The organism is Kitasatospora sp. NPDC086801 (assembly GCF_044745805.1).
Classification (GTDB): Bacteria; Actinomycetota; Actinomycetes; order Streptomycetales; family Streptomycetaceae; genus Kitasatospora.
In genome coordinates, this window is record NZ_JBIVAX010000004.1 from 246,184 (window position 1) to 272,106 (window position 25,923).

The window sequence follows — 25,923 nt, forward strand, 5'->3', positions numbered from 1 at the left end:
GGCGCCGCCGGTCACTTCATCAGTGCGGCGAGCAGCGGGCGGTAGTGCTCGAAGCCGGGCGCCGGTGCCCCGGCCGTCTTCGCCTGGTCGTCCCAGTGGCGGACGGCCACCGCGTCGGCTGCGCCCGGGAGTTCGGCGAAGGCGGCGGCCTGTCGTTGGTCCATCGGGCCGCCCTGGACGGTGAGGGTGTACTCGGAGGCCTCGGAGAGCCGGGCGCGGTAGTCGGGTTCGACCGCGCACAGGTAGCGCTTGGCGGCCACGTGCAGCCGGACCGGCTCGGTCACCTCCGGGCCGAACCACCGCGCCAGCCAGTCGGCGCCGGTGTCGCTGTGCCGGTTGTCCTGACCCCCCATCAAGTCCCTTCCGTGCAGGGCGCCGTGGAAGTGGCCGACGTCGTGCAGCAGCGCGGCGGCGACGAGGTGGTCCGGCGCCCCGGCCGCCTCGGCGGCAGCGGCGGCCTGCAGCATGTGCTCGGCCATGGTGACCTCCTCGCCCAGGTACTCCCCGGCGCCCTCGCCCGCGAACAGCCCGGCGATCGCGTCCAGCGCGGCGGCGCGCCGGTGCAGCACGGCGAGGGTGCTGCCCAGCGTGTCCAGGTCGGCGTAGCAGCCCTGGAGGTGGCGGTGGCCGTCCTGCTGGAAGGCCGTACGGGCGTGCAGCAGCCGGGTGTTGTCGAAGATCAGGCAGTCGCCGCGGTCGAGGCGGAAGGCGAGCTGGAGCTCGGGGCGCAGGGTGATCTCGGCGAAGCGGCGGTAGGCCGCGTAGAAGGCGTTCAGCTCCTCGGGGGTGCCGCGAAGGGTGCCGATCGAGCGGTTGTTGAACCGCACCTCGCGGATCCGGCCCAGGGCGTCCACCTCGATCAGCGGGCGGTCGGCGCGCAGTTCGGTGCGGCGGTCGCGGAAGACGAACGGGACGGGCGTGCGGGTGAGCGTCTCAAAGTCCGCCGGCGCCTCCTCCCGGAGGGTCGCCGCCGCCCGGAACCCGTCCACCAGGCCGGAGTCGCCGCCGGTCGCGGAGTTCTCCAGGCAGTGCAGGAGCTGGAGCGTCGGCACCGGGTCCCGGTACGGGTTGTCGGTGTGCGGCGCGATCGCGACGCTGGTGAAGGCCAGGTTGTTCGGGTCCGGTTCGACCCGGACGTCGAACAGCTCGCCGTAGTTGGTGACCCGGACGTACCCGAAGCTCTCGGCCACCCGGAGGACCTGCCGCTCCACCGCCGGCACCCCGCGCAGCACCGCGAAGCCGCTGCGGCGCACGGCGGTGAGGACGGCGGCCTGCGCGGCGGGGTCGGCCAGGTACGCCTCCCACTGCGCCCCGGGGATCCCGCGCGCGAAGTCCGCCGCCACCCAGAGCCGCTTGTCGGCCTCCGTCCGCCCGTCGCCGTCCCGCTCGGTGCCCAGCCACTCCAGCGGGTACCGCGAGCGGTGCCCGTCCGACCAGAGCACCTCCAGGCTCCCGTCGGCCTCCGTGCTGGCGGCGACCGCCAGGTCCTGCGGCAGGTCGTCGATCTGGAACAGCTTCTGCCCGTTCCGCGGGTCCCGGCACTCGGCGCACGGGCAGTTGTCGCGCAGCCAGTACGGCGGCAGCTCGGTCATGGTGGTCTCCTCCTCGGCGGCGTCCCGGGTGAAGTTGTATAGCCAACTTCACCCCTGGCCGGAGCCTGCCGGTCCCCGGTGAGATCGGCGTGCCGCGCAGATGAACGCTGCGGGAACTGTGCCGGGAGCCGCTGGCCGAAAGCTGCTGCGCGAGGACGCTCGGCCCTGCTTCCACACTCCGGTCTACGCGTCACAACTCCAGCAGCAGGACGTCGTGCTCCGCCGCGCCTTCCCAGGGAACCGCTGCGCCCACCCGCCAATAGCCCCACGCCCGGTAGGCGGCCTGTGCCGCCGTCGCCTCCGGGCGGCTGTTCAGCATCACGCTGGTTCTCCAGCCTGTTCACCAAGGCGCGATGCAGCTCGGTCGCGACGCCCCGCCTGCGCCAGGCTGGGCGCACCGCCAGCTCGAACAGGCCGAACGTCCGGTTCCCGTCCTCGTGGCGAAGCTCCTGGGGTACGGGCTCGATGAGCGTGTCCCACCAGCCCGTGCTCGCCGCCAGCGGGTAGCCGTAGGCCATCCCGACCGCTGCCTCGCCGTCGAACGCCACCGCCGCCCGGAACCCCGGCCTTCGCACCTGCGACCGGAAACGGCGGAACGCCCGCCCTACGTCGGGCGGGCCTTCCCCGTAGGGCAGTTCCGCGAAGGCCTCGGCGAAAACGGCTTTCAACTGCTCTTCCAGGCAGGCTGTTTGTCCGCCGTCCAGTACCCTGACCGTCACCGTCACGTCGCTTTCCCCTTCTTCGCCGTCACTCCCATTTCTCGCAGTCGTGCCACGAAACTTCGCGCCGACGCCGTACCGATGTGCTCGGCAGAGGCCGCCACCGTCCGCAGCCTCTCCACCAACCGGGCGGAGGTCATGCCCTGAGCCGCGTCGGCGCTCGCAATCGCCTCCGTGCAGGCCTCCTCCACCTCGCCGGCTTTCATGAGCACTTCGGCCAGACGTGTTCGGTACAGAGCCGCGTTCCGGCCGTATGTGGGCCCGAGCTGGTTGACGGCGGACCGCAGGAACGGGATCGCGTGGACGGGACGGCCGGTCTCCACGTGCCATGCGGCAGTGGCGTAGTCGACCTCGACCTGGCCGGCGAACGCAGTCCACCGAGGCGCATCGGTGTCCCTGTCGGACCGGTCATGCCAGGTCAGCGCCAGTGACAGAGTGCGTCGGGCGGCCGCGTGATCCCCAGCGGACGACAAGGCCCGTGCCAGTCGCAAGGCGACGACCGACCTCACCTTGGGGCCGCCGTGGGCCTGCGCCAACCCTCCTGCGCCAACCCTCCTGCGCCAACCCTCCTGCGGCAGCGGCCGCTGCTACCGCCTCCCACGGCCGCCGCTGCTCAACGGCAAGCATGGACAACTTGTCCAGTGCCCTGATCTCCAGGAGCGGATCGCCGACAGGCGAGCGGTGGTCAGCGCCTCGGTGCAGGCCGCCCGAGCTTGCGCCGGGCGGCCTGCGTCAAACTCGATCCACCCGAGGTGGGAGTGCAGCGTGCCGGACAGGGTGTGCAGTTCGCGTCCGACCCGTTCAAGGTACGACCCGTCCGCCGTGGCCTTCTCGACCTGCCGCAGTACCTGCACGGCTGCTTTCTGCGCCCACAAGCTCACCCGTGGCCGGTGGGGCGTCACCCCGGATGAGTACGGCAAGACCGTGCACGCTGATCTCCGGGTGCAGGCCAGCTGACCGGGCCGCCCCGAGAGACATCTCGGGGCGGCCCGGCGCCGTGGTGTCAGCCCTGGACGGCTGCCGTCCAGGCGGCCTCGGCGGCGGCCAGGGCCGGGGCGGGGTCCGTGTCCGTCGCGGTGGCGAGGGCCGTGAGGCAGGCGTGGACGGTGGGCAGGGAGGCGGCGGGGCCGTAGTGGTTGACGCGGAGCATCGAGGCGGCGAGGGGGCCGCCGCCGGGCTGGACGGGGAGGGCGGGGTCGAGGCGGGCGGCGAGGTCGGCCGCGTGCACGCCGGCCGGGGTGCGCAGGGTGGTGGCGACCGGGGCGGCGTGGGCGTCCTCGACGACGAACGGGGTGAGGGTGCCGAGCGCGCGGGCGCCTGCGCGGGTGGCGGCGGAGGCGGCGCGGTGGCGGGCGATGACGGCGGGCAGGCCGTCGGCGGAGATCCGGTCCAGGCAGGCGCCGAGGGCGAGCATCTCCAACTGGGCGGGGGCGTGCGGGAGCACGGTGCGCCCGGCGTCCGTCCAGCGCTCCTTCCAGTCGAGCAGGGACAGGTAGGAGCGGCGCGGGGCGGCCGGGTTGGCGGCGATCCGCTCCCAGGCGCGCTCGGAGACGGAGACGGCGGAGACCCCGGCGGGGCCGCCCATGGCCTTCTGGCCGCCGATGACGCACAGGTCGACGCCCCACTCGTCGGTGAGCAGCGGCTCGGCGGCGACGGAGGCGACCGCGTCGAGCATCAGCAGGGCGCCGTGCTCGCGGACGACGGCGGCGATCGCGGCGACGGGGTTGGTGTTGCCGGTGGCGGCCTCGGCGTGGACGAGGGAGACGAAGTCGACGGCCGGGTGGGCGGCGAGGGCGTCGGCGACCTGCTGCGCGCCGACCGCGCTGTCGAAGGGGACGGCCAGGTCCACGACCTCGACCCCGCAGGAGCGCAGCCAGTTGCCGAAGGTCTGTCCGTAGGGGCCGGTGACGATGTTGAGCGCGGTGGAGCCGGGGTGCGCGGCACCGCGGATCGCGGCCTCCAGCGGCAGCAGCGCCTCACCCTGGGTGACGATGACGTCGGCGGTGGTGTGCAGCAGCGCGGCGACCTGGTCCTCGATCGCCGCGAACTCGGCGGCGCTGAGCGGGGGGAGGTCGAGGAAGGGACTCACGGTAGGGGCCTTTCGCACACGGCGTGGTGGGGACGTGAACGAGTCTGCCGCATTTTCGCTGCTTACAGGGAACACGCCCGTCGGTAGAGTGCGGGCCATGAACGATGGCGCGGTGCTGCACGTCCGGGGTCGGGTGCTGGTCGGTCCGGAGGACGTCCGGGACGAACTCTGGGTCGTGGACGGCCGGGTGAGCTTCACCTGCCCGCCCGGCGCCGAGGACGTCCGGACGGTGACCGGCTGGGTGCTGCCCGGTCTCGTGGACGCGCACTGCCACGTCGGACTGGACGCGCACGGCGCCGTCGACGCGGCGACCAGCGAGAAGCAGGCGCTCACCGACCGTGACGCCGGCACCCTGCTGATCCGCGACGCCGGCTCGGCCGCCGACACCCGGTGGATCGACGAGCGCGAGGACCTGCCCCGGATCATCCGCGCCGGGCGGCACATCGCCCGCACCCGCCGCTACATCCGCAACTACGCGCACGAGATCGAGCCCGGCGACCTCGCCGCGTACGTCCGCGCGGAGGCCCGGCGCGGCGACGGCTGGGTGAAGCTGGTCGGCGACTGGATCGACCGCGAGCGCGGCGACCTCACCGCCTGCTGGCCCGGTGACGCGCTGGTCGAGGCGATCGCGGCGGCGCACGAGGAGGGCGCGAGGGTCACCGCGCACTGCTTCGCCGCCGAGTCGCTGCCGGACTTGCTGGCGGCCGGCATCGACTGCGTCGAGCACGCGACCGGGCTGACCGAGGAGCTGATCCCGGCCTTCGCCGAGCGCGGCGTGGCGATCGTCCCGACACTGGTCAACATCGCCACCTTCCCGAGCCTGGCGGCCAGCGGCGAGGGCAAGTTCCCGGCCTGGGCGGCCCACATGCGGCGGCTGCACGAGCGGCGCTACGCCACCGTCGGCGCCGCGCACGACGCCGGCATCCCGGTGTTCGTCGGCACGGACGCGGGCGGCTCGCTGGCGCACGGGCTGGTCGCGGAGGAGGTGGCGGAGCTGGTGAAGGCGGGGCTGAGCCCGGCGGAGGCGCTGTCGGCGGCCAGTTGGGGCGCGCGGGAGTGGTTGGGGCGGCCGGGGCTGGAGGAGGGGGAGTCGGCCGACTTCGTCGTGTACGGGGAGGACCCGCGGGCGGACGTCCGGGTGCTCGTCGACCCGCGGCTGGTGGTGCTGCGCGGGCGGCCGGTGGGGTGAGCGGTCGGTCGGTGGCGCTGACCGGCTGGCCGGTGGTGCTGCGTGGCTGGCCAGCCGGTCGGCAGGCTCGGCGGCCCCGGGTTCGTCGGCATGATCATCCGCTGAACGCCCTGTCGGTGTAGGCCGATAGGGTGGCCACCATGGCACCGCGTCCACTGAACGAGATCGTCGAGCCCGGTTGGGCCACCGCCCTGGAACCCGTCGGCGGGCGGGTTGCCGCCATGGGCGACTTCCTGCGCACCGAACTGGCCGCCGGCCGCACCTACCTGCCGTCCGGGCCGAACGTGCTGCGGGCCTTCCAGCAGCCCTTCGCCGACGTGCGGGTGCTGATCGTCGGACAGGACCCGTACCCGACCCCGGGCCACGCCGTCGGGCTCAGCTTCTCGGTGGCGCCGGAGGTCCGGCCGATCCCGGCCAGCCTGATCAACATCTTCCAGGAGTACGGCAGCGACCTCGGCCTGCCGCAGCCGTCCAACGGCGACCTCACCCCGTGGACGCAGCAGGGCGTCCTGCTGCTCAACCGCGCGCTGACCACCGCGCCGCGCAAGCCCGCCGCACACCGGGGCAAGGGCTGGGAGGAGGTCACCGAGCAGGCGATCCGGGCGCTGGTGGCGCGCGGCGGCCCGCTGGTGGCGATCCTGTGGGGGCGCGACGCCCGCAACCTGCGGCCGCTGCTCGGGGACGTCCCGGCGATCGAGTCGGCGCACCCGAGCCCGTACTCGGCGAGCGGCGGCTTCTTCGGCTCGCGGCCGTTCAGCCGGGCGAACGAGCTGCTGGCGCGGCAGGGGGCGCAGCCGGTGGACTGGCGACTGCCGTAGCAGACCGGAGTCAGTAGCGGGCGTCAATCTCACTCCAACGAGTGAAATGACGTTCTGTGTGACTCCTGTGACGGACTGTTCGAGAAGACTGGCGGCTCACCGTTCGGAGCGCCGGCCCCTCCCCGCCTGTCGCGGGTGACGTCTGGGCGCGCTCCGGAGCAACAGCACCTGTGGGGGTACCGCCATGTCTTCTCGTTCCGTCCGTTCCGTCCGTTCCGCCAGTTCCACCCGACCCGCTCGTTCCGTGTGCCGAACCGCTTCCGCCGCCGCCGTCGTCGCGGCCTGCACGCTGCTCACCGTCCCGTCGGCGTACGCCGCCCCGGCCGCGCCGGCGGCCACCCCGTCATCCGCTTCGTCGTCCACTCCGTCGTCCGCCGCGTCGCCCGGCAAGGCGCGCGCCGTCACGGCCGAACTCGCCCTGGACGTCAGCCTGTTGAACAAGGCCGTCGACGTCCCGGTGGACATCGCGCTCAACAAGGTGGAGACGCCGGCCCAGCGCGAGGGCTCGCTCCTCACCGCCAAGGTCGACGGCGTGGACCAGCAGGGCCCGGTCACCCTGGTCAAGGCCGACATCGGCACGGCCGTGACCCGCCTCGACGCCAAGGGCACCGCCGCCTCCGTCAAGCTGGTCAACGCCGACGTGCACGCCCCCGGCCTGCCCGCCACCACGCTGATCGGCCTGGAGGCGATGAGCGCCGAGGCGACCTGCCCCGTCGACGGGCAGCCGGCCGCCGACGTCGTCGCGCCCGCCAAGCTGACGGTGCTCGGCAAGCCCGTCACCATCGGCCTGTACGGGCCGACCAAGGTGGACGTGCCGTTGATCGGCAGCGTGTCGGTGGAGCTCTCCAAGAAGACCACCACCTCGACCACCGCCGCCGCCTCGGCCCTGGAGGTCCAGGTGGAGGTGAACCCGCTGAACCTGAACGTCGCCAAGGTCACCGGCAAGATCACCGTCGCCTCGGTCAGCTGCGAGAAGCCCTCCGCGCCGCCCGCCGGTGCGACCCCCACCCCGACCCCCACCCCGGCCCCGACGGCGGCCGCGTCGACCGGCACCGCCGCCACCGCCCAGCCGGTCGCGGACACCACCACCCGCGCCGTCGTCCCGCAGGCCGCCGCCGAGAAGCCCGGCCCGTCGGAGAAGCCGGCCGCCGGCCTCGCCGCGACCGGCGGCAGCAGCGCCACCGGCCCGCTGGCCGCCGGGGCCGCCGCCCTCGTCGCCGGCGGGGCCGGCGCCCTGTGGGCGACCCGCCGCCGCCGGGCCGCGCACGCCCGCCGGCGCTGAGCCCCGGCACCCCTGCGGTGCGGGAGCGCCACCCGGGCGTCGCCCCCGGGCACCCCGGGTGTCGCCCCCGGGCACCCCGGGTGCCACCCCGCCACCCCGGGTGTCGCCCTGGCACTCCCGCACCGTGACCGTGCCATCACGGAGGGTTGGTTCACATCCGCGTTACACGAGAGGAACAACCGGGAAACGGCGGCTTGCGACGCTACGCGGGCACCCACCACCCAGCAATGCGAGGTACACCGCCGTGGCAATCAAGGCCGAGTACATCTGGATCGACGGCACCAAGCCGACCGCGAAGCTCCGTTCCAAGACTCGGGTCCTGGCCAACGCCGACACCATCCCCACCTGGGGTTTCGACGGTTCCTCGACCAACCAGGCCGAGGGCCACGCCTCGGACCGCGTGCTGGACCCGGTGAAGGTCGTGCCGGACCCGATCCGCGGCGGTGACAACATCCTCGTCCTGTGCGAGGTCCTGGAGACCAACGGGACCCCGCACGAGTCCAACACCCGCGCCCTGCTGCGCGAGGTCGACGAGAAGTACGCGGCCCAGGAGTCGATCTTCGGCATCGAGCAGGAGTACACCTTCTTCAAGGGCTCCCGCCCGCTCGGCTTCCCGGAGGGCGGCTTCCCGGCCCCGCAGGGCGGCTACTACTGCGGCGTCGGCGCCGAGGAGGTCTTCGGCCGCGAGATCGTCGAGCTGCACCTGGACCGCTGCATCGACGCCGGCCTGGCGATCTGCGGCATCAACGCCGAGGTCATGCCCGGCCAGTGGGAGTTCCAGATCGGCCCGGTCCCCGCGCTGACCGTCTCGGACGACCTGTGGATCGCCCGCTACCTGCTCTACCGCACCGCCGAGGAGTTCGGCATCGACGCCACCCTGGACGCCAAGCCGGTCAGGGGCGACTGGAACGGCGCGGGCGCGCACACCAACTTCTCCACCAAGGCGATGCGCGAGGGCTACGACGCCATCATCACCGCCTGCGAGTCCCTCGGTGCCTCCCAGGAGAAGGTGCTGGAGCACGTCAGCCAGTACGGCGACGACATCCAGTCCCGCCTGACCGGCAAGCACGAGACCGCCCCGTGGAACGTCTACAGCTACGGCGTCTCCAACCGTGGCGCCTCGGTCCGCATCCCGTGGCAGGTCGAGGTGGACCAGAAGGGCTACATCGAGGACCGCCGCCCGAACGCCGACGTCGACCCCTACGTCGTCACCCGGCTCCTGATCAACACCTGCTGCGAGGCCCTGGAGAAGGCCGGCCAGGTCTGATCCGCCCCCCCCGCTCCACACCGGCCGCCGGGCCTCCCGCACCAGGGAGGCCCGGCGGCCGTCGTCGTCGGGCATAATCGCTCGCATGACCGCTTCCGCCCGCCGTGTCCTCGTGCGCCGTCTGCACGTGGACCTGGTGCGGGTGTGTGCGGCCGCGTGTTGCCGGTGAGTGTCTCCGCCCTCATCCCGCAGGCAACCCGGCGTAGGAGTGTGTCCGTTCATGTCGCTCGTGTTCCACTGGTTCCTCCCCACCAACGGTGACAGTCGGCAGATCGTCGGGGGTGGGCACGGGTCCACGCCGGGGGTGACTGGCTCGGACCGGCCGCCGAGCGTGGCGTATCTGGGGCAAGTCGCCCGCAGTGCCGAGCAGTTGGGGTTCGAGGGGGTGCTGACGCCGACCGGGGCGTGGTGCGAGGACGCCTGGCTGACGACGGCGATGCTGACGCAGGTGACGGAGCGGCTGAAGTACCTGGTGGCGTTCCGGCCCGGGCAGATCAGTCCGACGCTGGCCGCGCAGATGGCCGCGACGTACCAGCGGCAGTCCGGCGGGCGGCTGTTGCTGAACGTGGTGACCGGCGGGGAGTCCGCCGAGCAGCGCGCCTACGGGGACTTCCTGGACAAGGACGCCCGGTACGCGCGGACCGGGGAGTTCCTGGAGATCGTCCGGCGGCTGTGGGCGGGCGAGACGGTCGACCACCACGGGCCCCATCTGCGGGTCGAGCGGGCCAGGTTGAACCGGCTGCCGGACCCGGTGCCGACGGTGTACTTCGGCGGGTCGTCCCCGGCGGCCGGCGAGGTCGCGGCGCGGTTCGCGGATGTCTACCTGACCTGGGGCGAACCGCCCGCCCAGGTACGGGAGAAGGTCCGCTGGATCCGCGAACTCGCCGCCGCCCGGGGGCGGGTGGTGCGGTTCGGGATCCGGCTGCACGTGATCACCCGGGACACCGCCGCGCAGGCCTGGGCGGAGACCGAGCGGCTGCTCGCCGGAATGGACCCGGGGCGCGTGCGGCAGACCCAGCGGGCGCTCGCCGAGAGCGAGTCGGAGGGGCAGCGCCGGATGCTCGCGCTGCACGGCGGTTCGGCCGAGCGGCTGGAGGTGTACCCGGGGCTGTGGGCCGGGATCGGCCTGCTGCGCGGCGGCGCCGGGACGGCCCTGGTGGGCAGCCACCGGGAGGTCGCGGACCTGATCACCGAGTACCACGAGCTGGGGATCGACGAGTTCGTGCTGTCGGGCATGCCGCATCTCGAGGAGGCGTACTGGTTCGGGGAGGGCGTCCTGCCGCTGCTGGCCGCCCGCAACCTGTGGCGCCGGCCGGGGGGTCGGACCGGTCAGTAGCGCAAATCGGTGGTCAATACCTGGCGGCCGCCCGAGAATTCAGGCATGACGCTGCCCCTGCTCCTCCTCGACGTGGACGGACCGCTCAACCCCTACGCCGCGCCGAAGACCCGCCGGCCGGACGGCTACGACACGTACCGCCTGCTCCCGACCTGGTGGGCGGACCGGCAGGCGCGGCGCCCCGGCGGGCCGGTGCGGCCGTTGCGGGTGTGGCTGAACCCGGAGCACGGCCGGGAGTTGCTGGCGCTGCCGTACGAACTGGTGTGGGCCACCGGCTGGATGGGCGAGGCGAACACCCACATCGGCCCGAACCTGGGCCTGCCCGAGCTGCCGTACATCCAGTGGACGGACCTGTTCGGGGAGGACCCGGGCGGCCTGCACTGGAAGACCCGGGACGTGGTCACCTGGGCGGACGGCCGGCCGTTCGTCTGGGTGGACGACGAACTCGGCCCGCAGGACACCGCGTGGATCGCCGCCCACCACCCCGGCCCGGCGCTCACCTTCCACGTCGACCCCAGACTCGGGCTGCTGGCGGACGACTTCGCGGCCCTGCGCGAGTGGGCGGAGGAGGCGTGAGGGTCGGAGCGGTCGAACGGTTGTGGCGCTACCCGGTGAAGTCGCTGCTGGGGGAGGAGTTGGCGGTGGTCGAGGTGGACGGGCGCGGCCTGGACCGGGACCGCGGCCGGGCCCTGCTCGACCTCGACACCGGGAAGGTCGCCAGCGCCAAGAACCCGCGCCTGTGGGCGGGTCTGCTCGGCTACACGGCGGCGACCACGGCGGGCGGCGTGGTGATCACCGACCCGGACGGGCGGCGCGTGGACGAGGAGGCGCTGTCGGCGGCGCTCGGCCGCAAGGTCGCCCTGATCACCGAGCGCCCGCCCGGGGCGACGATCGAGCGGGCCGTGCCGGAGGAGGTGCTGGCACACGGCATCGAGGCCGAAGTCGACTTCACCGTCAACGAGTTGGGCCGGGCGGCGCCGGGCGGCGGGTTCTTCGACTTCGCCCCGCTGCACCTGGTCACCACCTCGACGCTGGCCGCGACCGGCGCCGAGGCGGAGCGCTACCGCCCGAACCTGGTGATCCGTACGGAGGGCGAGGGGTACGTCGAGAACGCCTGGGTGGGGCGGGAGTTGGCGATCGGACCGGTGCTGCGGCTGCGCGTCGTGGCGCCCACGCCGCGCTGCGCCGTCCCGACCCTGCGGCACGGCCCGCTGCCCCGGAGCACGTCCGCCCTGCGCGTCCCGGCCGAGCGGAACCGGCTGGTCCCGCTGGAGGGCATGCCCGCGCTGCCGTGCGCGGGGGTGTACGCGCAGGTGCTGGTGCCCGGCCGGGTCGAGGTGGGGGACGGGATCAGGCTGCGCTGAGGCGGGGGGCGGGGGGCGGGGGGCGGGGGGCGGGGGCGAGGGGCGAGGGCCGGACTGGGCTGAGGCAGGGGACGGGGTCAGGCCGGGCCGAGGACGGCGGCGAGGGCGTCCAGGAAGCGGTCGGTGGTGGCCTCGTCCCGGACGGCGATCCGCAGCCACTCCTCGCCCAGCCCCGGGAAGGTGTCCCCGCGCCGGACGGCGAAGCCGCGCCCGCGCAGCCGCTCCCGGACGGCCGCCGCGTCCGGCAGCCGTACCAGGACGAAGGACGCGGCCGGCTCGCCGTACACCCGCACGGACGGGAATCCGGCCAGCCCCTTCAGCAAGTGTTCGCGCCACAGGGCCAGTTCGGCGGCAGCCTCCTCGGCCTCGGCCAGCGCGGCCGGGCCGCTGCACGCCTCGGCGGCGGCCAGCGCGGGGGTGGAGACCGGCCAGAGCGGCTGGGCGGCGCCGAGTGCGGCGATCAGCGGTGCGGGCCCGAGGACGTAGCCGATCCGCAGCCCGGCCAGGCCCCAGGTCTTGGTGAGGCTGCGCAGGACGACGACCTGTCCGGGCAGGTCCCGGGCCTGGGCGAGGGATTCGCGTTCGCCGGGCACGGTGTCCATGAACGCCTCGTCGACCACCAGGGTGCGCCCGGGGCGGGCGAGTGCGGCGACGGCGTCGGCGGGGTGCAGGACGGAGGTCGGGTTGGTGGGGTTGCCGAGGACGACCAGGTCGGCCTCCTCGGGGACGGCCCCGAGCCGGAACCCGTTCTCGGGGGACAGCAGCACCCGGTGCACCCGGTGTCCGGCGTCCCGCAGGGCCGCCTCGGGTTCGGTGAACTGCGGGTGCACGACGACGATGTGACGAGACGCCAGAACGCGGGCCAAGAGGACGAAGGCCTCCGCCGCCCCCGAGGTGAGCAGCACCTCGTCGGTGGGTCGCCGGTGTCGGGCGGCCACCGCGGCGCGGGCGGCGCTCTGGTCGGGGTAGGCGGCGAGGTCGCCGAGGGTGGCCGCGAGCCGGTCGCGCAGCCAGGCCGGGGGTGTGCCGGTGCGGACGTTGACGGCGAGGTCGACCAGGCCGGACCCGTCGGCGCGCACCTCGGCGTCGCCGTGGTGACGCAGGTCGGGTTCGGGGGCGGTCACGCAGGGTCTCCTTGCGGGTGGGCGGGCGCCTCGGGGGCCGGTGGGTGGAGAGACAGTCCGGGGACGCGGTGGACGTCGTACGCGCCCGGCGGCACGCTCAGCGCCGCGCCGTCGCCGAGGGCGACCAGCGCCACGGCGTGCCCGTGCGCGGCCAGATCGGCGGCCAGGTCGGCGGCCGCCCCGGCACCGTCGTCCGTCGTGATCCGCCGGGCCCCGGGCCGCAGCAGCCCGGCGACCGTCTCGATCGCGCCCGGCGCGCCCACGACCGCCGCCGCGCGCCGCAGTTCCGCCAGCGCGCGCGGCACCAGCAGGTCGTGCGCGCCGGGTCCGAGTCCGATGACGGCGAGCCGTCCGCGGACCGCCGCCCGGGCGATCGCGACCGTCGCCGCGGCGGACTTCCGCTTGGTGGCGACGAGTTCGCCGCCGGGGGCGCTCGCCAGGGCGGCCGCCTCGGCGACGCTCGCGGTGCCGACGGCCGCGCCGACCAGGTCGGACGGGTTCGGCACCGGCACCGAGGCCAGGGCCGCCGCCGGGTGCTCGTCCACCGGCACCCCGCCGAGGCAGAACGCGGCCCAGCGCACCTCCGGGTGGTCCGCCTTGCCGGCGACCGTCGCCAGCCGGGCGATCGAGGCGCGGGCCAGGCCGTGTTCGTCCAGGGTGGCCATGATCAGCCGCATCAGCTCGGAGTCGGTGGCGCCGCCGCCCGCGCCGACCCCGACGACCAGGGTGCGCGGGTGCACCAGGAGCACGTCCTCGTCGGGGTGGGTGCGGTCGGTGACCCGCAGGACGGGGGCGTCGGCGGGCGCGTCGGTCCGGGCCGAGGGCGGCAGGGCGGGCAGCGGGTACGCCAGGTCGCCCTCCAGCCGGACCGGCCGGCCCTCGGCGAGCGCCTGCGCGGCCGCCGCGCCGCGCGGCCCCCGGGTGGACGTCGACGCGTGCCCGGCCAGGTGCGCGAAGGGCGGGGCGGCGGCGGGGGGAGGGCTGCTGGTCAGGACGGCCCGGACACCGAGCAGGGCGGCGAGTTCCTCGGCCAGTTCGTCGGCGCCGCTGTCGCGACCGGTCAGCGGGACGGCGTAGCGGAGGTTCAGGTCCAGGCTGACCAGGCCGGGCCCGCCCGGGCGCAGGTGCAGGCCGTCGATCAACAGGTGCGCGGTGGCCGCGACGGGCGCGAGGCAGACCACCAGGTCGTCCCGGCTGAGGGCGTGGTCCAAGGCCTCGGCCGGGCCGAAGCAGGCGCTGACCATCGCGGTGTGGATGCGGGTGGTCTCGGGCCAGGCGGCGTGGATCTCCTCGGCCAGCAGGCGGCCCGTCCCGTTGAGGGCGACCAGTCCGATCACGTCCCACTCCTTCACCACCAGTCCCCGTGATCCCACCACGCCCGGTCGGAACGGGTCAATCGGGGCGGCTGTGGTGTGGACCGCCGACGGGCGGCAGCTGTTCGTCTGTTCTTCACTTGTCTTGTGCCGTACACGTCACGGCGCGATCCTACTGTTCTCGGCGCTCCAACCAGGCAGCCCCGACGCACGGAGGACCCGATGGCCTTCGCACGACTCCGCACCCCCGGAACCACGTCCCCCCGCCGCCCCTCCCGCCGCCCGCTCCGCCGACCCCTCACCGCCCTCGCCGCCGGGCTCGGCCTCGTCGGCGGCTCGCTCGGCCTGTGGGCCGCCGGTGGCAGCGCGGCCGCCGACGCCGCCGCCGGGCTGCCCTCGCCCGACCACGTGATCGTCGTGGTCATGGAGAACCACGCCTACTCGCAGGTCATCGGCAGCAGCTCCAGCGCGCCGTACATCAACAACACGCTGGTCGCCGGCGGCGCCGCGCTCACCCAGTCCTTCGCGCTCACCCACCCCAGCCAGCCCAACTACTACATGCTGTTCTCCGGCAGCGCGCAGGGCGTCACCGACGACAGCTGCGTCTCCGTCGGCGCCCTCCAGCAGCCCAACCTGGGCTCCGAACTCCTCGCCGCCGGCCAGACCTGGGCCAGCTACAACGAGGGCCTGCCCGCCCAGGGCGCCACCGACTGCCGCGTCGACAACTACGCGCAGAAGCACAACCCGTGGTTCGGCTTCGGCAACGTGCCCGCCTCCAGCGCCTACGGCATGGACGCCTTCCCGACCGACTACACCACCCTGCCCAAGGTCTCCTTCGTCATCCCGGACCTGTGCAACGACATGCACGACTGTTCCGTCGGTACCGGCGACACCTGGCTGCAGACCAACCTCGCCGCCTACGCGGACTGGGCCAAGAGCCACAACAGCCTGCTCGTGGTCACCTTCGACGAGGACAACCGCCTCGCCGGCAACCGCATCCCGACCGTCGTCTACGGCGCCCACGTCACCCCCGGCAGCAGCACCGGCACCACCTACAACCACTACAACGTGCTGCGCACCCTGGAGGACCTCGCCGGGCTGACCGCCCACGCGGGCAACGCCGCCAACGCCACCGACATCACCGGCATCTGGAACTGACGCCCGTGTACGTCGCGGACTCCCGCAGCTCCAAGGCCCCCACCGCCCCGGCCTCCGCAACGGAGACGCCGGGGCGGCGCGGCGCCGCCCTGCGCGCCGTACCCGGGACGGTGCTGGCCCTCGGCACCGTCAGCCTGGTCACCGACATCTCCTCCGAGATGGTCACCGCCGTGCTGCCGCTCTACCTGCTCACCGGCCTCGGCCTCTCCCCGCTCGGGTTCGGCCTGCTGGACGGCATCCAGAACGGCTTCAGCGCGCTCGTCCGGCTCGCCGGAGGCCACCTCGCCGACCGCCGCGGCCGCGACGGCGCCGCCCGCCACAAGACCGTCGCGGCCCTCGGCTACGGCCTGTCCGCGCTCTGCAAACCGCTGCTGCTGCTCGTCCACACCGTGCCGCTGATCGGCGCCGTGATCGCCGTCGACCGCACCGGCAAGGGCCTGCGCACCGCGCCCCGGGACGCGATGATCTCGCTCTCCACCGAACCCGCCCACCGTGGACGGGCGTTCGGCGTGCACCGGGCGATGGACACCGCCGGCGCCCTGCTCGGCCCGCTCACCGCCTTCCTGGTGCTGCGCCTCGCCGGCGGGCCGATGCTCGCCGACGGCGGTGAACGGCACGGCTACGACGCGGTGTTCACGGTCAGCGCGTGCGTCGCCGCCCTCGGGGTGCTGATCCTGCTGCTGTTCGTGCCGAACCGGCAGCTGGCTGATGATCCGTCAACCTCCGTCCCCTCGCTGCGTGACAGCCTCACCCTGCTGCGGCTGCCCGGGCTGCGACGGCTCACACTCTGCGCCGTCCTGCTCGGACTCACCACCGTCAGCGACTCCTTCCTCTACCTCCTCGTCCAGCGCCGGCTCGGCCTCTCCGTCGACCTGTTCCCGCTGCTGCCGCTCGGTACCGCCGCCGCCTTCCTGTTGCTCGCCGTCCCGCTCGGCGCCCTCGCCGACCGGATCGGCCGCCGCCGGCTCTTCCTCGGCGGGCACGTGCTGCTGCTGCTCGCGTACGGGCTGCTGCTCTCGCCGGCCGGCGGCCCGGCGGTGGCCGTCTGCGTCCTCGTGCTGCACGGCGCCTTCTACGCGGCCACCGACGGCGTGCTGGCCGCCGCCGCGGCCGACACCGTCCCGGCCGGGCAGCGCGGCGCCGGACTCGCCCTGGTCGGCACCGGGCAGGCGCTCGCCCGGTTCGCCTGCTCGCTGCTGTTCGGCGCGCTGTGGAGCGCGCTGGGCGGCACCGGCGCGCTGGGCTGGTCGGCGGGGGCGCTCGGGCTGTGCGTGCTCGGCGCGGCCGCCGTCCTGCGTGAACCCGCCGTCACCGCCACAGGAGAGCCCACGTGAACGGACCGAGCGTGAACCGACTCCAGAACCGGACCAGGGTGATCGTCCTGCTGGTCGCCGTGCTGCTGCTCGGCGCCGTCGGCACCGGGGCCGTCCTCCACGCCGCCGACCGCACCGCCCGGCGCGACCAGGCCCAGCCCGGCGGCCCCGCCGTCACCGAAGGCGCCGTCACCCTCCAAAAGCCCACCGAGGGGCGGAAGTTGGTCTTCCGCAACATGGCCTGGGGCCCGCACCGCGACGAGCTCACCGCCGTCCCCGCCGACCGCCCCGACGGCCCGCGCACCGCCTCCGGCGTCCAGTGCCTGCGCTTCTACGCCGCCGCCGGCACCGGCATCTGCCTCCAGGCCCAGCACGGCGCCCTGGAGGACACCTACCGCGCCGTCGTCCTCGACGACCACCTGCGCGAACGGCGCTCCTACCCGGCCGCCGGCATCCCCACCCGCTCCCGGGTCTCCCCGTCCGGGCACCTCGCCGCCTGGACGGTCTTCGTCAGCGGCGACTCCTACGCGGGCACCGACTTCTCCACCCGCACCTCCGTCGTCGACGTCCGCGACTGGAACCTCCGGGACAACCTGGAGACCTTCGACGTGATCAAGGACGGCCACCCGTACCAGGCCCACGACATCAACATCTGGGGCGTGACCTTCGCCGACGACGACACCTTCTACGCCACCCTCGCCACCGGCGGCCACACCCACCTCGTCCGCGGCGACCTCGCCGCCCACACCCTCACCACCCTGCACGAGAACGTCGAGTGCCCCTCGCTCTCCCCGGACGGCACCCGCATCGCGTACAAGAAGCGCGTTCCCGGCCTGTCCCCCGACGCCCCCTGGCGCCTGTACGTCCTCGACCTCGCCACCATGACCGAGACCGCCACCGCGGAACAGCGCAACATCGACGACCAGGCCGTCTGGTCGGACACCGGCACCCTCCTCTACGCCCTGCCCGGCGACTACGGCGCCGACCTGTGGACCGTCCCCGCCGACGGCGGCGGCGCCCCACGGCGGGTCACCCAGGCCGCGGTCGCCCCCGCCTACCTGGGCTGAGGAACTCTCGGCTACGGTCCCTCGTCGAGCACAATGACGTCCTGATCGAACGGGGGGAACGACAACCGTGGACGGCATCCCACCAGAGCGCGTGGTCACCGACTCCTGGCCGGCCCTGCACGGCCGACCAGTCCTGCGGCGCACCGTCGCCGTCGGACTGGTCCTCTGCGTGTCCGTCGCGGCCGCCCTCGTGGTGCGCGGCGTCAACTCGCTCACCGCCGGCCGCGTCGGCCGCGAGACCGACCGCGACCGCGCCGAACTCCTCGCCGGGCTCCACCCCTCCCAGCACCCCGGAGGCGGCCGCTCCTACGTCCCCGTCGGCGCCGTCTACACCCACACCCCCGACGGCGCCCCCATCGCCTACCTGCACTACCGCGTCGCGGGCAAGGACGTCGGCCTCGGCGACTTCCTCCGCGCCTACGACCTCCCCGCGCCCGGCCCCACCGCCCCCCTCCCCGCCGACCTCACCGCCGCCCTCGGCGGCGACGGCCCGGCCGAGGCCCCCGAACTCCCCCCGGACCCCGAGCCCCTGCCCCCCGCACCATCACCCACCCTCGACACCGCCGCCGCCGCCGCTACCGCCACCGCCGACCCGGCACCCCCGGGCCTCCAGGCCGCCGACCCCGACCCCGACGCAGAACCCGGCGCCGACGCCGACTCCACCCCGGACCTCGACGACGACACCCCCGAGCCCACCCCCTCGGTCACCCCCACCCCCACCCCCGCGCCCTCTCTCACCGCTACCCCCACCCCCACCCCGAGCCCCACCCACGCCCAGACCACCCGCCGCATCTACGTCGCCACCATCCCCGGCGGCGCCCCGGGCGCCGCCGACATCTACATCCGCGCAACCGGCTGAGGCCGCGCCACGGCCCCGCAGCTCAGGCCACGTCCCGGTCCCCTCACCCTCCCCGGTGGCGGTGCCGACCGGAACGAGCCGCCGCACCTGGCCGCGCGCCGTCACCTCGAGGCCGCGAGCGGTCTCGTCCGCTCCCTGCACGGCATCCTCGTCGTGGACTACGTGGGGGCCCGCCCCTTCCGCTTCGTGCATTGCGGTGGCCAAGTCGCCGCCGGCCAGGTCGAATCGGTCGCCCGCCGCCGCGCGCTGCACTGGGTGGACGAGGAGCGGCTTCCGGACGTCGTCGCCCCCGACGAACACCGCCGCATCTGCCACGCCCTCGCGTTTCAGGCGTGGGGTTCGATGCTCCCCGCCCTCGTGCACGGCATGCGGCCGTAGGAGGTCGGCGGTTCGCGTGTCCATGGCCTCCCCGGGCGCGTTGTACCGGTGGGAACCCGGAGCGGAGGAGAAGGCCGATGAAGGACAGGACGCCCAGGGACATCGCCGTCGGAGACCAGTTGCGGGCGGCCGGTGCCGAGGGGGCCCAGTGGCTCGCCGCGTCCGGGTGGGGGCTGCCGGTGACGGTCCCCGTGCAGAAGGCCGCCAAGTGGCAGCAGGAGACCCGGGCCAGGATGCTGGCGGCACAGGCGGACGAGTCCTGCACGTGGTGCGTCCACCTGCTCCACGGCGGCCCCCAGCCCGTCGTCGTCCACGCTGAGCACCCGACCCACCTGGTCTGCCGTGACTGCTCGATCGCCGCCCGTTCCCGGCGCACCTGCCTGGACTGCGGCGGGCCAGCCGGCTCCGAGTCCCCGGCGGACGGCCGCGAGGACGTGTGCATGGGGTCGGTGGCGATCTACACCCGCCTGCGTTGCGCCGCCTGCCACCGCCCCGACCCGCTGGTCGGCACCTTCGGCAACGGCGCGCCCTGAGGCACGCGGAGTGTGGGCGGGTGACTTTTCCGATCGACTTCGGAACGTATTCCGAACTGGTCTCGCGCCATGTCGACTCTCACCGTGTCGTTCTCTGACCTGTCGAAGAACTCCAAGCGCGTCGCGGACAGCGTGGAGCGAGTCCAGCGCGTGCATGTCACGCGGCGCGACGGGGAGGACCTGTACCTCACCACCGGGCGTCACGACCGCCAGCGCGAGGAGACCGCGGATGTCACCGCGCGCCTGTTCGCTGCGCTGATCGGCAGTGATGAGGGTGCGCGGGCGGTACTCCTCGCCCTCCCCACCGTCTTCCCCTGGGCCCGGCACCTGTCGGCTGAAGAGGTACGTGAGTTCGTTGTCGACCTCGTCGGCGCGACTCGCGATGTTTCGAGGCGCTTCGGGTGAACCCGCTGTCCATGAGAGATCCGGATCGGCAGGCTCGATTGCGGGGCCGTCTGGCGACCCGCGTGTTCGGGGGCGTCGAGCTGCCGCAGTGGGAGTACGAGGTGACCGCCGGCGGGCGAGTGCGGTACGTGGTGGACGAGGTAGCCCGCGTCGTCCACCTCGTCTACGCCTCGCCTCGGCATCCCAGGGGCGCCGAAACGTAGCGGGCCGGCGGGCCCTCAGGCCGTGCAGGGCTGGGCGGTGGCTCCTGCGGGCGGTGGGCGATGCCCGACTGGCCCGAGCCGGAGCCGCCACCGAGGGCGGTCACGTTGATGCGGGCTTCTGGAGGGCGGCCCGGTAGGCAACTGCTGCGGCGGCGAAGGAGGCCGCCAGCGACGGCGCCCCGGCCCAGTGCAGGTGCAGGTAGGAGGCGTGGACGTGGCTGCCCGCGAAGCCCTCGCTGCGGGGGCCGGTGGGCAGGCGCCAGCCCCAGGCGGGGTGTTCGCCCGCGCCCGGTTCGCAGACCGTCCGGTGGAACTCGTGGCCGCGCAGCCGGGTGCCCGCCCGGGCGAGCGGGGAGTCGTGCAGGGCGACGGCCTCCCGGTAGCCGAGGGTGAGTCGTTCGGTCATCCGGGCGCCGGTGTCCAGGACGCCGCACATCGGCAGGCCGTCCAACTCGCGCCCCAGGTAGAGCAGTCCGGCGCATTCGGCGGCGATCGGGCCGCCGTCGGCGGCGAACGCCGCGATGGCCCCGCGCAGCGCCGTGTTGCCGCTCAGCTCCCGGACGTACAGCTCGGGGAAGCCGCCGCCGATCACCAGGCCGGCCGTGCCCTCCGGCAGCGCCGAGGCGTGCAGCGGGTCGAAGGGGACGACCTCGGCGCCTGCGGCGGTGAGGAGTTCGGCGTTCTCGGCGTACGAGAAGGAGAACGCGGCACCGCCTGCCACCGCGATCCGCGGCGCACCGGCGACCGGGTCGGCCTCGACCGGCTCGACCTCGGTCGACGGGTCCCACGGCTCGGCAGTCAACTCCGGTGCCGTCCGGGCGAGTTCGAGCAGGGCGTCCAAGTCGACCGAGGTGGCGACGAGTTCGCCCATGTCGGCGACCGCGCGCAGGGCCTCCGCCGAGCGCTCCACGGCCGGGATCAGTCCGAGGTGGCGGGACGGCGTGGTGACCGCCGTGGAGCGGCGCAGCGCGCCCAGGACGGGCACGCCCGAGCCCTCCTCCAGGGCCTCGCGCAGGAGGTGCTCGTGCCGGTCGGAGGCGACCCGGTTGAGGATCACCCCGGCGAGGCGCACCTCCGGGTCCCAGGAGGCGAAGCCGTGCACCAGCGCGGCCACCGACCGGGACTGCGAGGAGCCGTCCACCACCAGCACCACGGGCGCCCGCAGCAGCTTGGCGACGTGCGCGGTGGAGGCCAGCTCCCCCCGCCCGGAGGCCCCGTCGAACAGGCCCATGACCCCCTCGACCACCGCGACGTCGGCGCCCGCCGCGCCGTGCAGGAACAGCGGGGCGATCCGCTCCGGGCCGCACAGGAAGGCGTCCAGGTTGCGGCCCGGGCGTCCGGCGGCGAGCGCGTGGTAGCCCGGGTCGATGTAGTCGGGGCCGACCTTGTGCGGGGACACCGCCAGCCCGCGCGCGGCGAGCGCCGCGATCAGGCCGGTGGCGACGGTGGTCTTGCCGGCGCCGGAGGAGGGCGCGGCGATGACGAGGCGGGGGATGGTGCTCAACGGCCTCAACGGCCTCAACGGCCTACCAGCAGTACTCAACGGTCTACCACTCGATACCGCGCTGGCCCTTGCGGCCGGCGTCCATGGGGTGCTTGACCTTGGTCATCTCGGTGACCAGGTCGGCGAATCCGGTCAGCGGCTCGGGCGCGTACCGGCCGGTGATGACGACGTGCTGGCTGCCCGGGCGGTCCTTGAGCACCGACACGACCTCCTCCGGGTCGACCCAGCCCCAGTGCATCGGGTAGGTGAACTCGTCCAGCACGTAGAAGCGGTAGGTCTCGGCCGCCAGGTCGCGCTTGACTTGCTCCCAGCCCTCCTTGGCGGCCGCCTCGCTGTCCATCTCCATCTCGCTGGAGCGCTGGATCCACGACCAGCCGGAGCCCATCTTGTGCCAGTCGACCGTCCCGCCTTCGCCGGAGGCGCCGAGCACGCGCAGCGCGTTCTCCTCGCCGACCTTCCACTTGGCGGACTTCACGAACTGGAACACCCCGACGGGCCAGCCCTGGTTCCAGGCCCGCAGGGCCATGCCGAACGCGGCCGTGGACTTGCCCTTGCCGGGGCCGGTGTGTACGGCGGTGATCGGCAGTGTGCGGCGCTGACGAGTCGTCAGGCCGTCGTCGGGGACGCTCTCGGGGACACCCTTGGGCATGTCGGCTCAGGCCGCCTTTCGCATGGTGGTGGCACGGTTCTCACGACGGTTCTCACCGCGGTTCTCACGACGGTTCTCACCGCGGTTCTCGCGGACGAGCGAGGCGACGCCCTCGGGCCGCAGCTCGTCCAGGCTGACGGCGGTGCCGCCGAGCAGCCCGGCCAGGGTGCGGGCGAGGCCGAGCCGGACGGGGCCGGACTCGCAGTCCAGCACCACGCTGGCGGTGCCCTGCGCGGCGAACAGGGTGGCCGCGCGCTGCGACCGGGCGAGCGCGTCCCGCCCGCCGGTGGCCCGGCCGTCGGTCACCACGACCAGCAGCGGGCGGCGGCTCGGGTCGCGCAGCCGCTCCACCCGCAGCACCTCGTGCGCGCGCAGCAGCCCGGCGGCCAGCGGGGTGCGACCGCCGGTGGGCAGCGACTCCAGCCGGGCCGCGCCGACCTCCACGGACGAGGTCGGCGGCAGCGCCAGTTCGGCGTCCGCGCCCCGGAAGGTGATCATGCCGATCTTGTCGCGCCGTTGGTAGGCGTCCATCAGCAGGGACAGTACGGCGCCCTTGACGGCGGTCATCCGCTGCCGGGCGGCCATCGAGCCGGAGGCGTCGACGACGAACAGCACCAGGTTGGACTCCCGTCCCTGGCGGACCTGTTCGCGGAAGTCGTCCTTGCGCAGCACCAGGGCCCGGCCGGCCCGCCCGCGCGCCGCCTGGTGCGGTGCGGCGGCCTGCAGGGTGGCGGTCAGGTGCAGCCGGCTGAGCGTGCCCTGCGGGCGCCGGGCGCGCACGGTGTGCCCGCCCGAGGTCTCGGCGGGGGAGCGGCGGCCCTGGGCGCCGTGGCCGGTGCCCTGTACGGTGAACAGCTTGGTCCGGTACGGGTCGCCGGCCGCGACCGGCGCCGACTCCCGGGCGGGAGCGGGGTGTTGGGCGGGTACGGGCTGCTGGGGCGGCTCGTCCGTCTCCGCGGCCGACGCCTCCGGGCCGTCGGGGCCGTCGGCGGGCTCGGGGGCCCCGCCGCCGTCCGGGCCGCCGCCGGGGCCGCCGTCCGGGCCCGGGCCGTCGTCCTCGGGGCCGTCGCCGTCGCCGTCGCCCTCAGCCTCTCCTGAGCCCCCGAGCTCCTCGGGCTCCGAGGGCTCCCCGGGTGCCGAGGGCTCCTCCGGCTGCGCGTGCTCCTCCAGCGTCCGGTCGAGCTGCTCCTCGTCCAGCCCCGGCGCGTCGAAGGGGTTGCGGCGGCGCCGGTGCGGCAGCGCCAGCTGGGCGGCCTTGCGGACGTCCTCCTCCAGCACCTCGGTCCGCCCGTCCCAGGCGGCGAGCGCGACGGCGGTGCGGGCCATCACGATGTCGGCGCGCAGCCCGTCCACCTCGAACGCGGCGCACACGGCGGTGATCTGACGCAGCGCCACATCCGTCAGCTCCACCTTGGGCAGCAACTCCCGGGCGCCGGTGATGCGTTCGGCGAGCGCCCGCTCGTCCTCGGCGAACCGCGCGGCGAAGTCGGCCGGGTCGGCGTCGTAGGCGAGCCGGCGACGGACCACCTCGGCGCGCTCGGCCGGGTCCCGGGTGGCGGCGATCTCGACGGTCAGGCCGAACCGGTCGAGCAGCTGCGGCCGCAGCTCGCCCTCCTCCGGATTCATCGTGCCGACCAGCAGGAAGCGGGCGGCGTGCCGCACCGACACGCCCTCGCGCTCGACGTACGAGCGGCCCATCGCGGCGGCGTCCAGCAGCAGGTCCACGACGTGGTCCTGGAGCAGGTTCACCTCGTCGATGTAGAGCACGCCGCGGTGCGCCTTGGCGAGGAGCCCCGGCTCGTACGCCTTGACGCCCTCGGCGAGCGCCCGTTCCAGGTCGAGCGAGCCGACGATCCGGTCCTCGGCCACGCCGACCGGCAACTCGACCAGCTGGGCCGGGCGTTCGGACGCCGACGGGTGGTCGTGCGGCCCGTCCGGGCACTGCGGGTCCGCAGCGGTCGGGTCGCAGGCGAACCGGCAGCCGTCGACGGCCGCGAGGGACGGCAGCAGGCCGGCCAGCGCGCGCACCATGGTCGACTTGGCGGTGCCCTTCTCGCCACGCACCAGCACGCCGCCCACGGCGGGCGAGACCGCGTTGAGCAGCAGACCGAGCCGCAGGTCGGGCATGCCGACGATCGCGGTGAACGGATAGCGGACGTCACTCATGCATACTCCCCAGGTGCTCCGGGCGCCAGGAACGGCAGCGATCCGGCCGCCGGCACCCCGCCCTCGATCAGCTTCCACAGCGCGTCGGTGTCCGCGTGCTCCTCGATCAGGTCGCCCAGCCGGTCCAGCCGGGCCTCGCGCGCCTCGGCGAACGAGGTGTCCGGCGCCGGCACGAACGCCCGGCCCGCCAACGCGGCGACCTCGCGCAGGAGTTCACGGCGGAAGCCGTCGTTCTCCAGCGCGCCGTGCCAGGTGGTGCCCCACACCGAGCCCACCCGGCAGCCGTCCAGGCCCTGCCCGTCGTCATCGGACATGAACGGTTCCCCGCCCTCGACCGCGACCACCCCGTGGTGGATCTCGTACCCCTCGACCCGCTGCCCGTACGCCTCGCCGACCGGCCGCGCCAGCACCTTCTCGGCGCCGAACCGTACGTGCGTCGGCAGCAGGCCCAGGCCCTCGACCGAGCCGGCCCTGGACTCCACCTCGTCCTCGATCCCGCGTGCCAGCATCTGGTAGCCGCCGCACACCCCGAGGACCGGCAGTCCGGCCGCCGCCCGCGCCTTCAGCGCCGGCTCCAGGCCGCGTGCGCGCAGCCAGGCCAGGTCGGCCACGGTGGCCCGGGTGCCGGGCAGCACCACCAGGTCGGCGTCGGCCAGTTCCTCCGGCCGGGTCACCCAGCGCACCAGCACGCCCGGCTCCTGCGCCAGCGCGTCCAGGTCGGTGAAGTTCGACAGCCGGGGGAAGCGCACCACGGCCACCCGCAGGACGTCCGCCCCGAGCGGGCCACCGACGTCCACCCGGTCCACCACCGTGGACAGGTCCAGCGAGTCCTCGGCGTCCAGCCACAGGCCCGGCAGCATCGGCAGGGTGCCCAGCACCGGACGGCCGGTCAGCCCGTGCAGCATCTCCAGGCCGGGTGCCAGCAGCCGCGCGTCGCCGCGGAACTTGTTGACGAACCAGCCCGCGACATGCCGCTGGTCCTCCGCCGACAGCAGTGCCAGCGTCCCGTACATCGCCGCGAAGACGCCGCCGCGGTCGATGTCCCCGACCACCACCACCGGCAGCCCGGCGGCCGTCGCCAGGCCCATGTTGGCGATGTCCCGGTCCCGCAGGTTGATCTCGGCGGGCGAACCGGCGCCCTCGCAGACCACCACCTCGTAGCGCCGGCGCAGATCCGCCAGGCACTCCAGCGCCCGTTCCAGCAGGACGGGCTTGCGCTCGCGGTAGTCCAGCGCGCCCACCTCGGCGACCGGCCGGCCCAGCAGCACCACCTGGCTGCGGCCGTCCGCGCCCGGTTTGAGCAGCACCGGGTTCATCGCCGCCTCCGGCTCCACCCGGGCCGCCTGCGCCTGCATCGCCTGCGCCCGGCCGATCTCGGCGCCGTCGGCGGTGACGAAGGAGTTCAGCGACATGTTCTGCGCCTTGAACGGCGCGACCCGCACCCCCTGCCGGGCCAGCCAGCGGCAGATGCCCGCGGTCACCACGCTCTTGCCCGCGTCCGAGGTCGTCCCGGCGACCAGTATCGCCCTGCTCATGCGTCCACCCCGCTTCGCCCGGCAGGCGCTTCGCGCACTGCGCACCTTCCGATGGTTCGC

Annotated in this window: 24 protein-coding genes and 1 pseudogene; 14 read left to right on the forward strand and 11 right to left on the reverse strand. The window is 74.3% G+C overall.

The features are described 5' to 3' along the window. Positions 1–11: 11 nt before the first annotated feature. The 5 genes and pseudogenes from ACIPLC_RS08005 to ACIPLC_RS08025 all read right to left on the reverse strand — a co-directional run bounded on the left by ACIPLC_RS08005 (position 12) and on the right by ACIPLC_RS08025 (position 4,400). Positions 12–1,592, reverse strand: a complete 1,581-nt coding sequence (locus tag ACIPLC_RS08005; RefSeq protein WP_400472090.1) for a TauD/TfdA family dioxygenase — start codon at positions 1,590–1,592, stop codon at positions 12–14. A gap of 190 nt (positions 1,593–1,782) precedes the next feature. Next, the gene (locus tag ACIPLC_RS08010; protein ID WP_400472189.1) at positions 1,783–1,914 is read right to left on the reverse strand and encodes a hypothetical protein; all 132 of its coding nucleotides are present in this window, start codon (positions 1,912–1,914) and stop codon (positions 1,783–1,785) included. 61 nt (positions 1,915–1,975) lie between these two features. Further along, positions 1,976–2,317, reverse strand: a pseudogene (locus tag ACIPLC_RS08015) (GNAT family N-acetyltransferase); the annotation flags it as partial. After that, positions 2,314–2,847, reverse strand: coding sequence for a hypothetical protein (locus tag ACIPLC_RS08020; protein ID WP_400472091.1), 534 nt, complete (start codon positions 2,845–2,847; stop codon positions 2,314–2,316). The gene ACIPLC_RS08020 and the pseudogene ACIPLC_RS08015, both read right to left, overlap by 4 nt. 467 nt (positions 2,848–3,314) lie before the next feature. Beyond that, positions 3,315–4,400: a pyridoxal-phosphate-dependent aminotransferase family protein gene (locus tag ACIPLC_RS08025; protein ID WP_400472092.1), complete on the reverse strand. Its 1,086-nt coding sequence runs from the start codon at positions 4,398–4,400 to the stop codon at positions 3,315–3,317. Positions 4,401–4,497: 97 nt separating this feature from the next. On the opposite strand from ACIPLC_RS08025, the gene ACIPLC_RS08030 reads away from it, so the two are divergent. The 7 genes from ACIPLC_RS08030 (at position 4,498) to ACIPLC_RS08060 (ending at position 11,656) form a co-directional block, all read left to right on the forward strand. Continuing rightward, positions 4,498–5,589, forward strand: coding sequence for an amidohydrolase family protein (locus tag ACIPLC_RS08030; RefSeq protein ID WP_400472093.1), 1,092 nt, complete (start codon positions 4,498–4,500; stop codon positions 5,587–5,589). A gap of 140 nt (positions 5,590–5,729) precedes the next feature. Further along, on the forward strand, positions 5,730–6,407 hold the full coding sequence (locus ACIPLC_RS08035; RefSeq protein ID WP_400472094.1) for a uracil-DNA glycosylase: 678 nt from the start codon (positions 5,730–5,732) through the stop codon (positions 6,405–6,407). A gap of 244 nt (positions 6,408–6,651) precedes the next feature. Next, positions 6,652–7,689, forward strand: coding sequence for an SCO1860 family LAETG-anchored protein (locus ACIPLC_RS08040; RefSeq protein WP_400472095.1), 1,038 nt, complete (start codon positions 6,652–6,654; stop codon positions 7,687–7,689). Positions 7,690–7,933: 244 nt separating this feature from the next. After that, positions 7,934–8,956: a glutamine synthetase gene (gene glnII, locus ACIPLC_RS08045; RefSeq protein ID WP_400472096.1), complete on the forward strand. Its 1,023-nt coding sequence runs from the start codon at positions 7,934–7,936 to the stop codon at positions 8,954–8,956. Positions 8,957–9,176: 220 nt separating this feature from the next. Continuing rightward, complete coding sequence (locus ACIPLC_RS08050; protein WP_400472097.1) at positions 9,177–10,292, forward strand: LLM class flavin-dependent oxidoreductase; 1,116 nt, start codon at positions 9,177–9,179, stop codon at positions 10,290–10,292. A gap of 45 nt (positions 10,293–10,337) precedes the next feature. Further along, positions 10,338–10,868 carry a hypothetical protein gene (locus ACIPLC_RS08055; protein WP_400472098.1) on the forward strand — a complete coding sequence of 177 codons (531 nt, stop codon included), beginning with the start codon at positions 10,338–10,340 and terminating at the stop codon, positions 10,866–10,868. Beyond that, the gene (locus tag ACIPLC_RS08060) at positions 10,865–11,656 is read left to right on the forward strand and encodes an MOSC domain-containing protein (RefSeq protein WP_400472099.1); all 792 of its coding nucleotides are present in this window, start codon (positions 10,865–10,867) and stop codon (positions 11,654–11,656) included. Before ACIPLC_RS08055 ends, ACIPLC_RS08060 begins: the two co-directional genes overlap by 4 nt. A gap of 77 nt (positions 11,657–11,733) precedes the next feature. Here the strand turns inward: ACIPLC_RS08060 and cobC are convergent, their stop codons facing one another. Beyond that, the gene (gene cobC / locus ACIPLC_RS08065; protein WP_400472100.1) at positions 11,734–12,780 is read right to left on the reverse strand and encodes an Rv2231c family pyridoxal phosphate-dependent protein CobC; all 1,047 of its coding nucleotides are present in this window, start codon (positions 12,778–12,780) and stop codon (positions 11,734–11,736) included. Beyond that, complete coding sequence (locus tag ACIPLC_RS08070; protein WP_400472101.1) at positions 12,777–14,117, reverse strand: cobalamin biosynthesis protein; 1,341 nt, start codon at positions 14,115–14,117, stop codon at positions 12,777–12,779. Before ACIPLC_RS08070 ends, cobC begins: the two co-directional genes overlap by 4 nt. A gap of 198 nt (positions 14,118–14,315) precedes the next feature. On the opposite strand from ACIPLC_RS08070, the gene ACIPLC_RS08075 reads away from it, so the two are divergent. The 7 genes from ACIPLC_RS08075 (at position 14,316) to ACIPLC_RS08105 (ending at position 19,806) form a co-directional block, all read left to right on the forward strand. Beyond that, positions 14,316–15,251 (forward strand): alkaline phosphatase family protein, encoded by a 936-nt coding sequence (locus ACIPLC_RS08075; protein WP_400472102.1) that lies wholly within the window; start codon positions 14,316–14,318, stop codon positions 15,249–15,251. 5 nt (positions 15,252–15,256) lie between these two features. Continuing rightward, positions 15,257–16,585 carry an MFS transporter gene (locus ACIPLC_RS08080; protein ID WP_400472103.1) on the forward strand — a complete coding sequence of 443 codons (1,329 nt, stop codon included), beginning with the start codon at positions 15,257–15,259 and terminating at the stop codon, positions 16,583–16,585. An 11-nt stretch (positions 16,586–16,596) separates the two neighbouring features. Further along, positions 16,597–17,631 (forward strand): TolB family protein, encoded by a 1,035-nt coding sequence (locus ACIPLC_RS08085; protein WP_400472104.1) that lies wholly within the window; start codon positions 16,597–16,599, stop codon positions 17,629–17,631. A 67-nt stretch (positions 17,632–17,698) separates the two neighbouring features. After that, positions 17,699–18,490, forward strand: coding sequence for a hypothetical protein (locus ACIPLC_RS08090; RefSeq protein ID WP_400472105.1), 792 nt, complete (start codon positions 17,699–17,701; stop codon positions 18,488–18,490). 153 nt (positions 18,491–18,643) lie between these two features. Then, positions 18,644–18,868: a hypothetical protein gene (locus ACIPLC_RS08095; RefSeq protein ID WP_400472106.1), complete on the forward strand. Its 225-nt coding sequence runs from the start codon at positions 18,644–18,646 to the stop codon at positions 18,866–18,868. 77 nt (positions 18,869–18,945) lie between these two features. Beyond that, complete coding sequence (locus ACIPLC_RS08100) at positions 18,946–19,401, forward strand: hypothetical protein (RefSeq protein WP_400472107.1); 456 nt, start codon at positions 18,946–18,948, stop codon at positions 19,399–19,401. A 69-nt stretch (positions 19,402–19,470) separates the two neighbouring features. Beyond that, on the forward strand, positions 19,471–19,806 hold the full coding sequence (locus ACIPLC_RS08105; protein WP_400472108.1) for a hypothetical protein: 336 nt from the start codon (positions 19,471–19,473) through the stop codon (positions 19,804–19,806). A 303-nt stretch (positions 19,807–20,109) separates the two neighbouring features. Here ACIPLC_RS08105 and ACIPLC_RS08110 read toward each other — a convergent pair whose 3' ends face one another. From ACIPLC_RS08110 to ACIPLC_RS08125, 4 genes are read right to left on the reverse strand one after another with little or no spacing between them, the layout of a single operon-like run. Next, positions 20,110–21,513, reverse strand: a complete 1,404-nt coding sequence (locus ACIPLC_RS08110; RefSeq protein ID WP_400472109.1) for a cobyrinate a,c-diamide synthase — start codon at positions 21,511–21,513, stop codon at positions 20,110–20,112. Positions 21,514–21,556: 43 nt separating this feature from the next. Next, positions 21,557–22,162, reverse strand: coding sequence for a cob(I)yrinic acid a,c-diamide adenosyltransferase (cobO, locus tag ACIPLC_RS08115; protein ID WP_400472110.1), 606 nt, complete (start codon positions 22,160–22,162; stop codon positions 21,557–21,559). A gap of 6 nt (positions 22,163–22,168) precedes the next feature. Continuing rightward, positions 22,169–24,328 carry a putative cobaltochelatase gene (locus ACIPLC_RS08120; protein ID WP_400472111.1) on the reverse strand — a complete coding sequence of 720 codons (2,160 nt, stop codon included), beginning with the start codon at positions 24,326–24,328 and terminating at the stop codon, positions 22,169–22,171. Continuing rightward, a complete protein-coding gene (locus tag ACIPLC_RS08125; RefSeq protein ID WP_400472112.1) occupies positions 24,325–25,863 on the reverse strand; it encodes a cobyric acid synthase in 1,539 nt (512 codons plus the stop codon). The genes ACIPLC_RS08120 and ACIPLC_RS08125 overlap by 4 nt, the downstream gene beginning before the upstream one ends. Between the last annotated feature and the right edge of the window lie 60 nt (positions 25,864–25,923).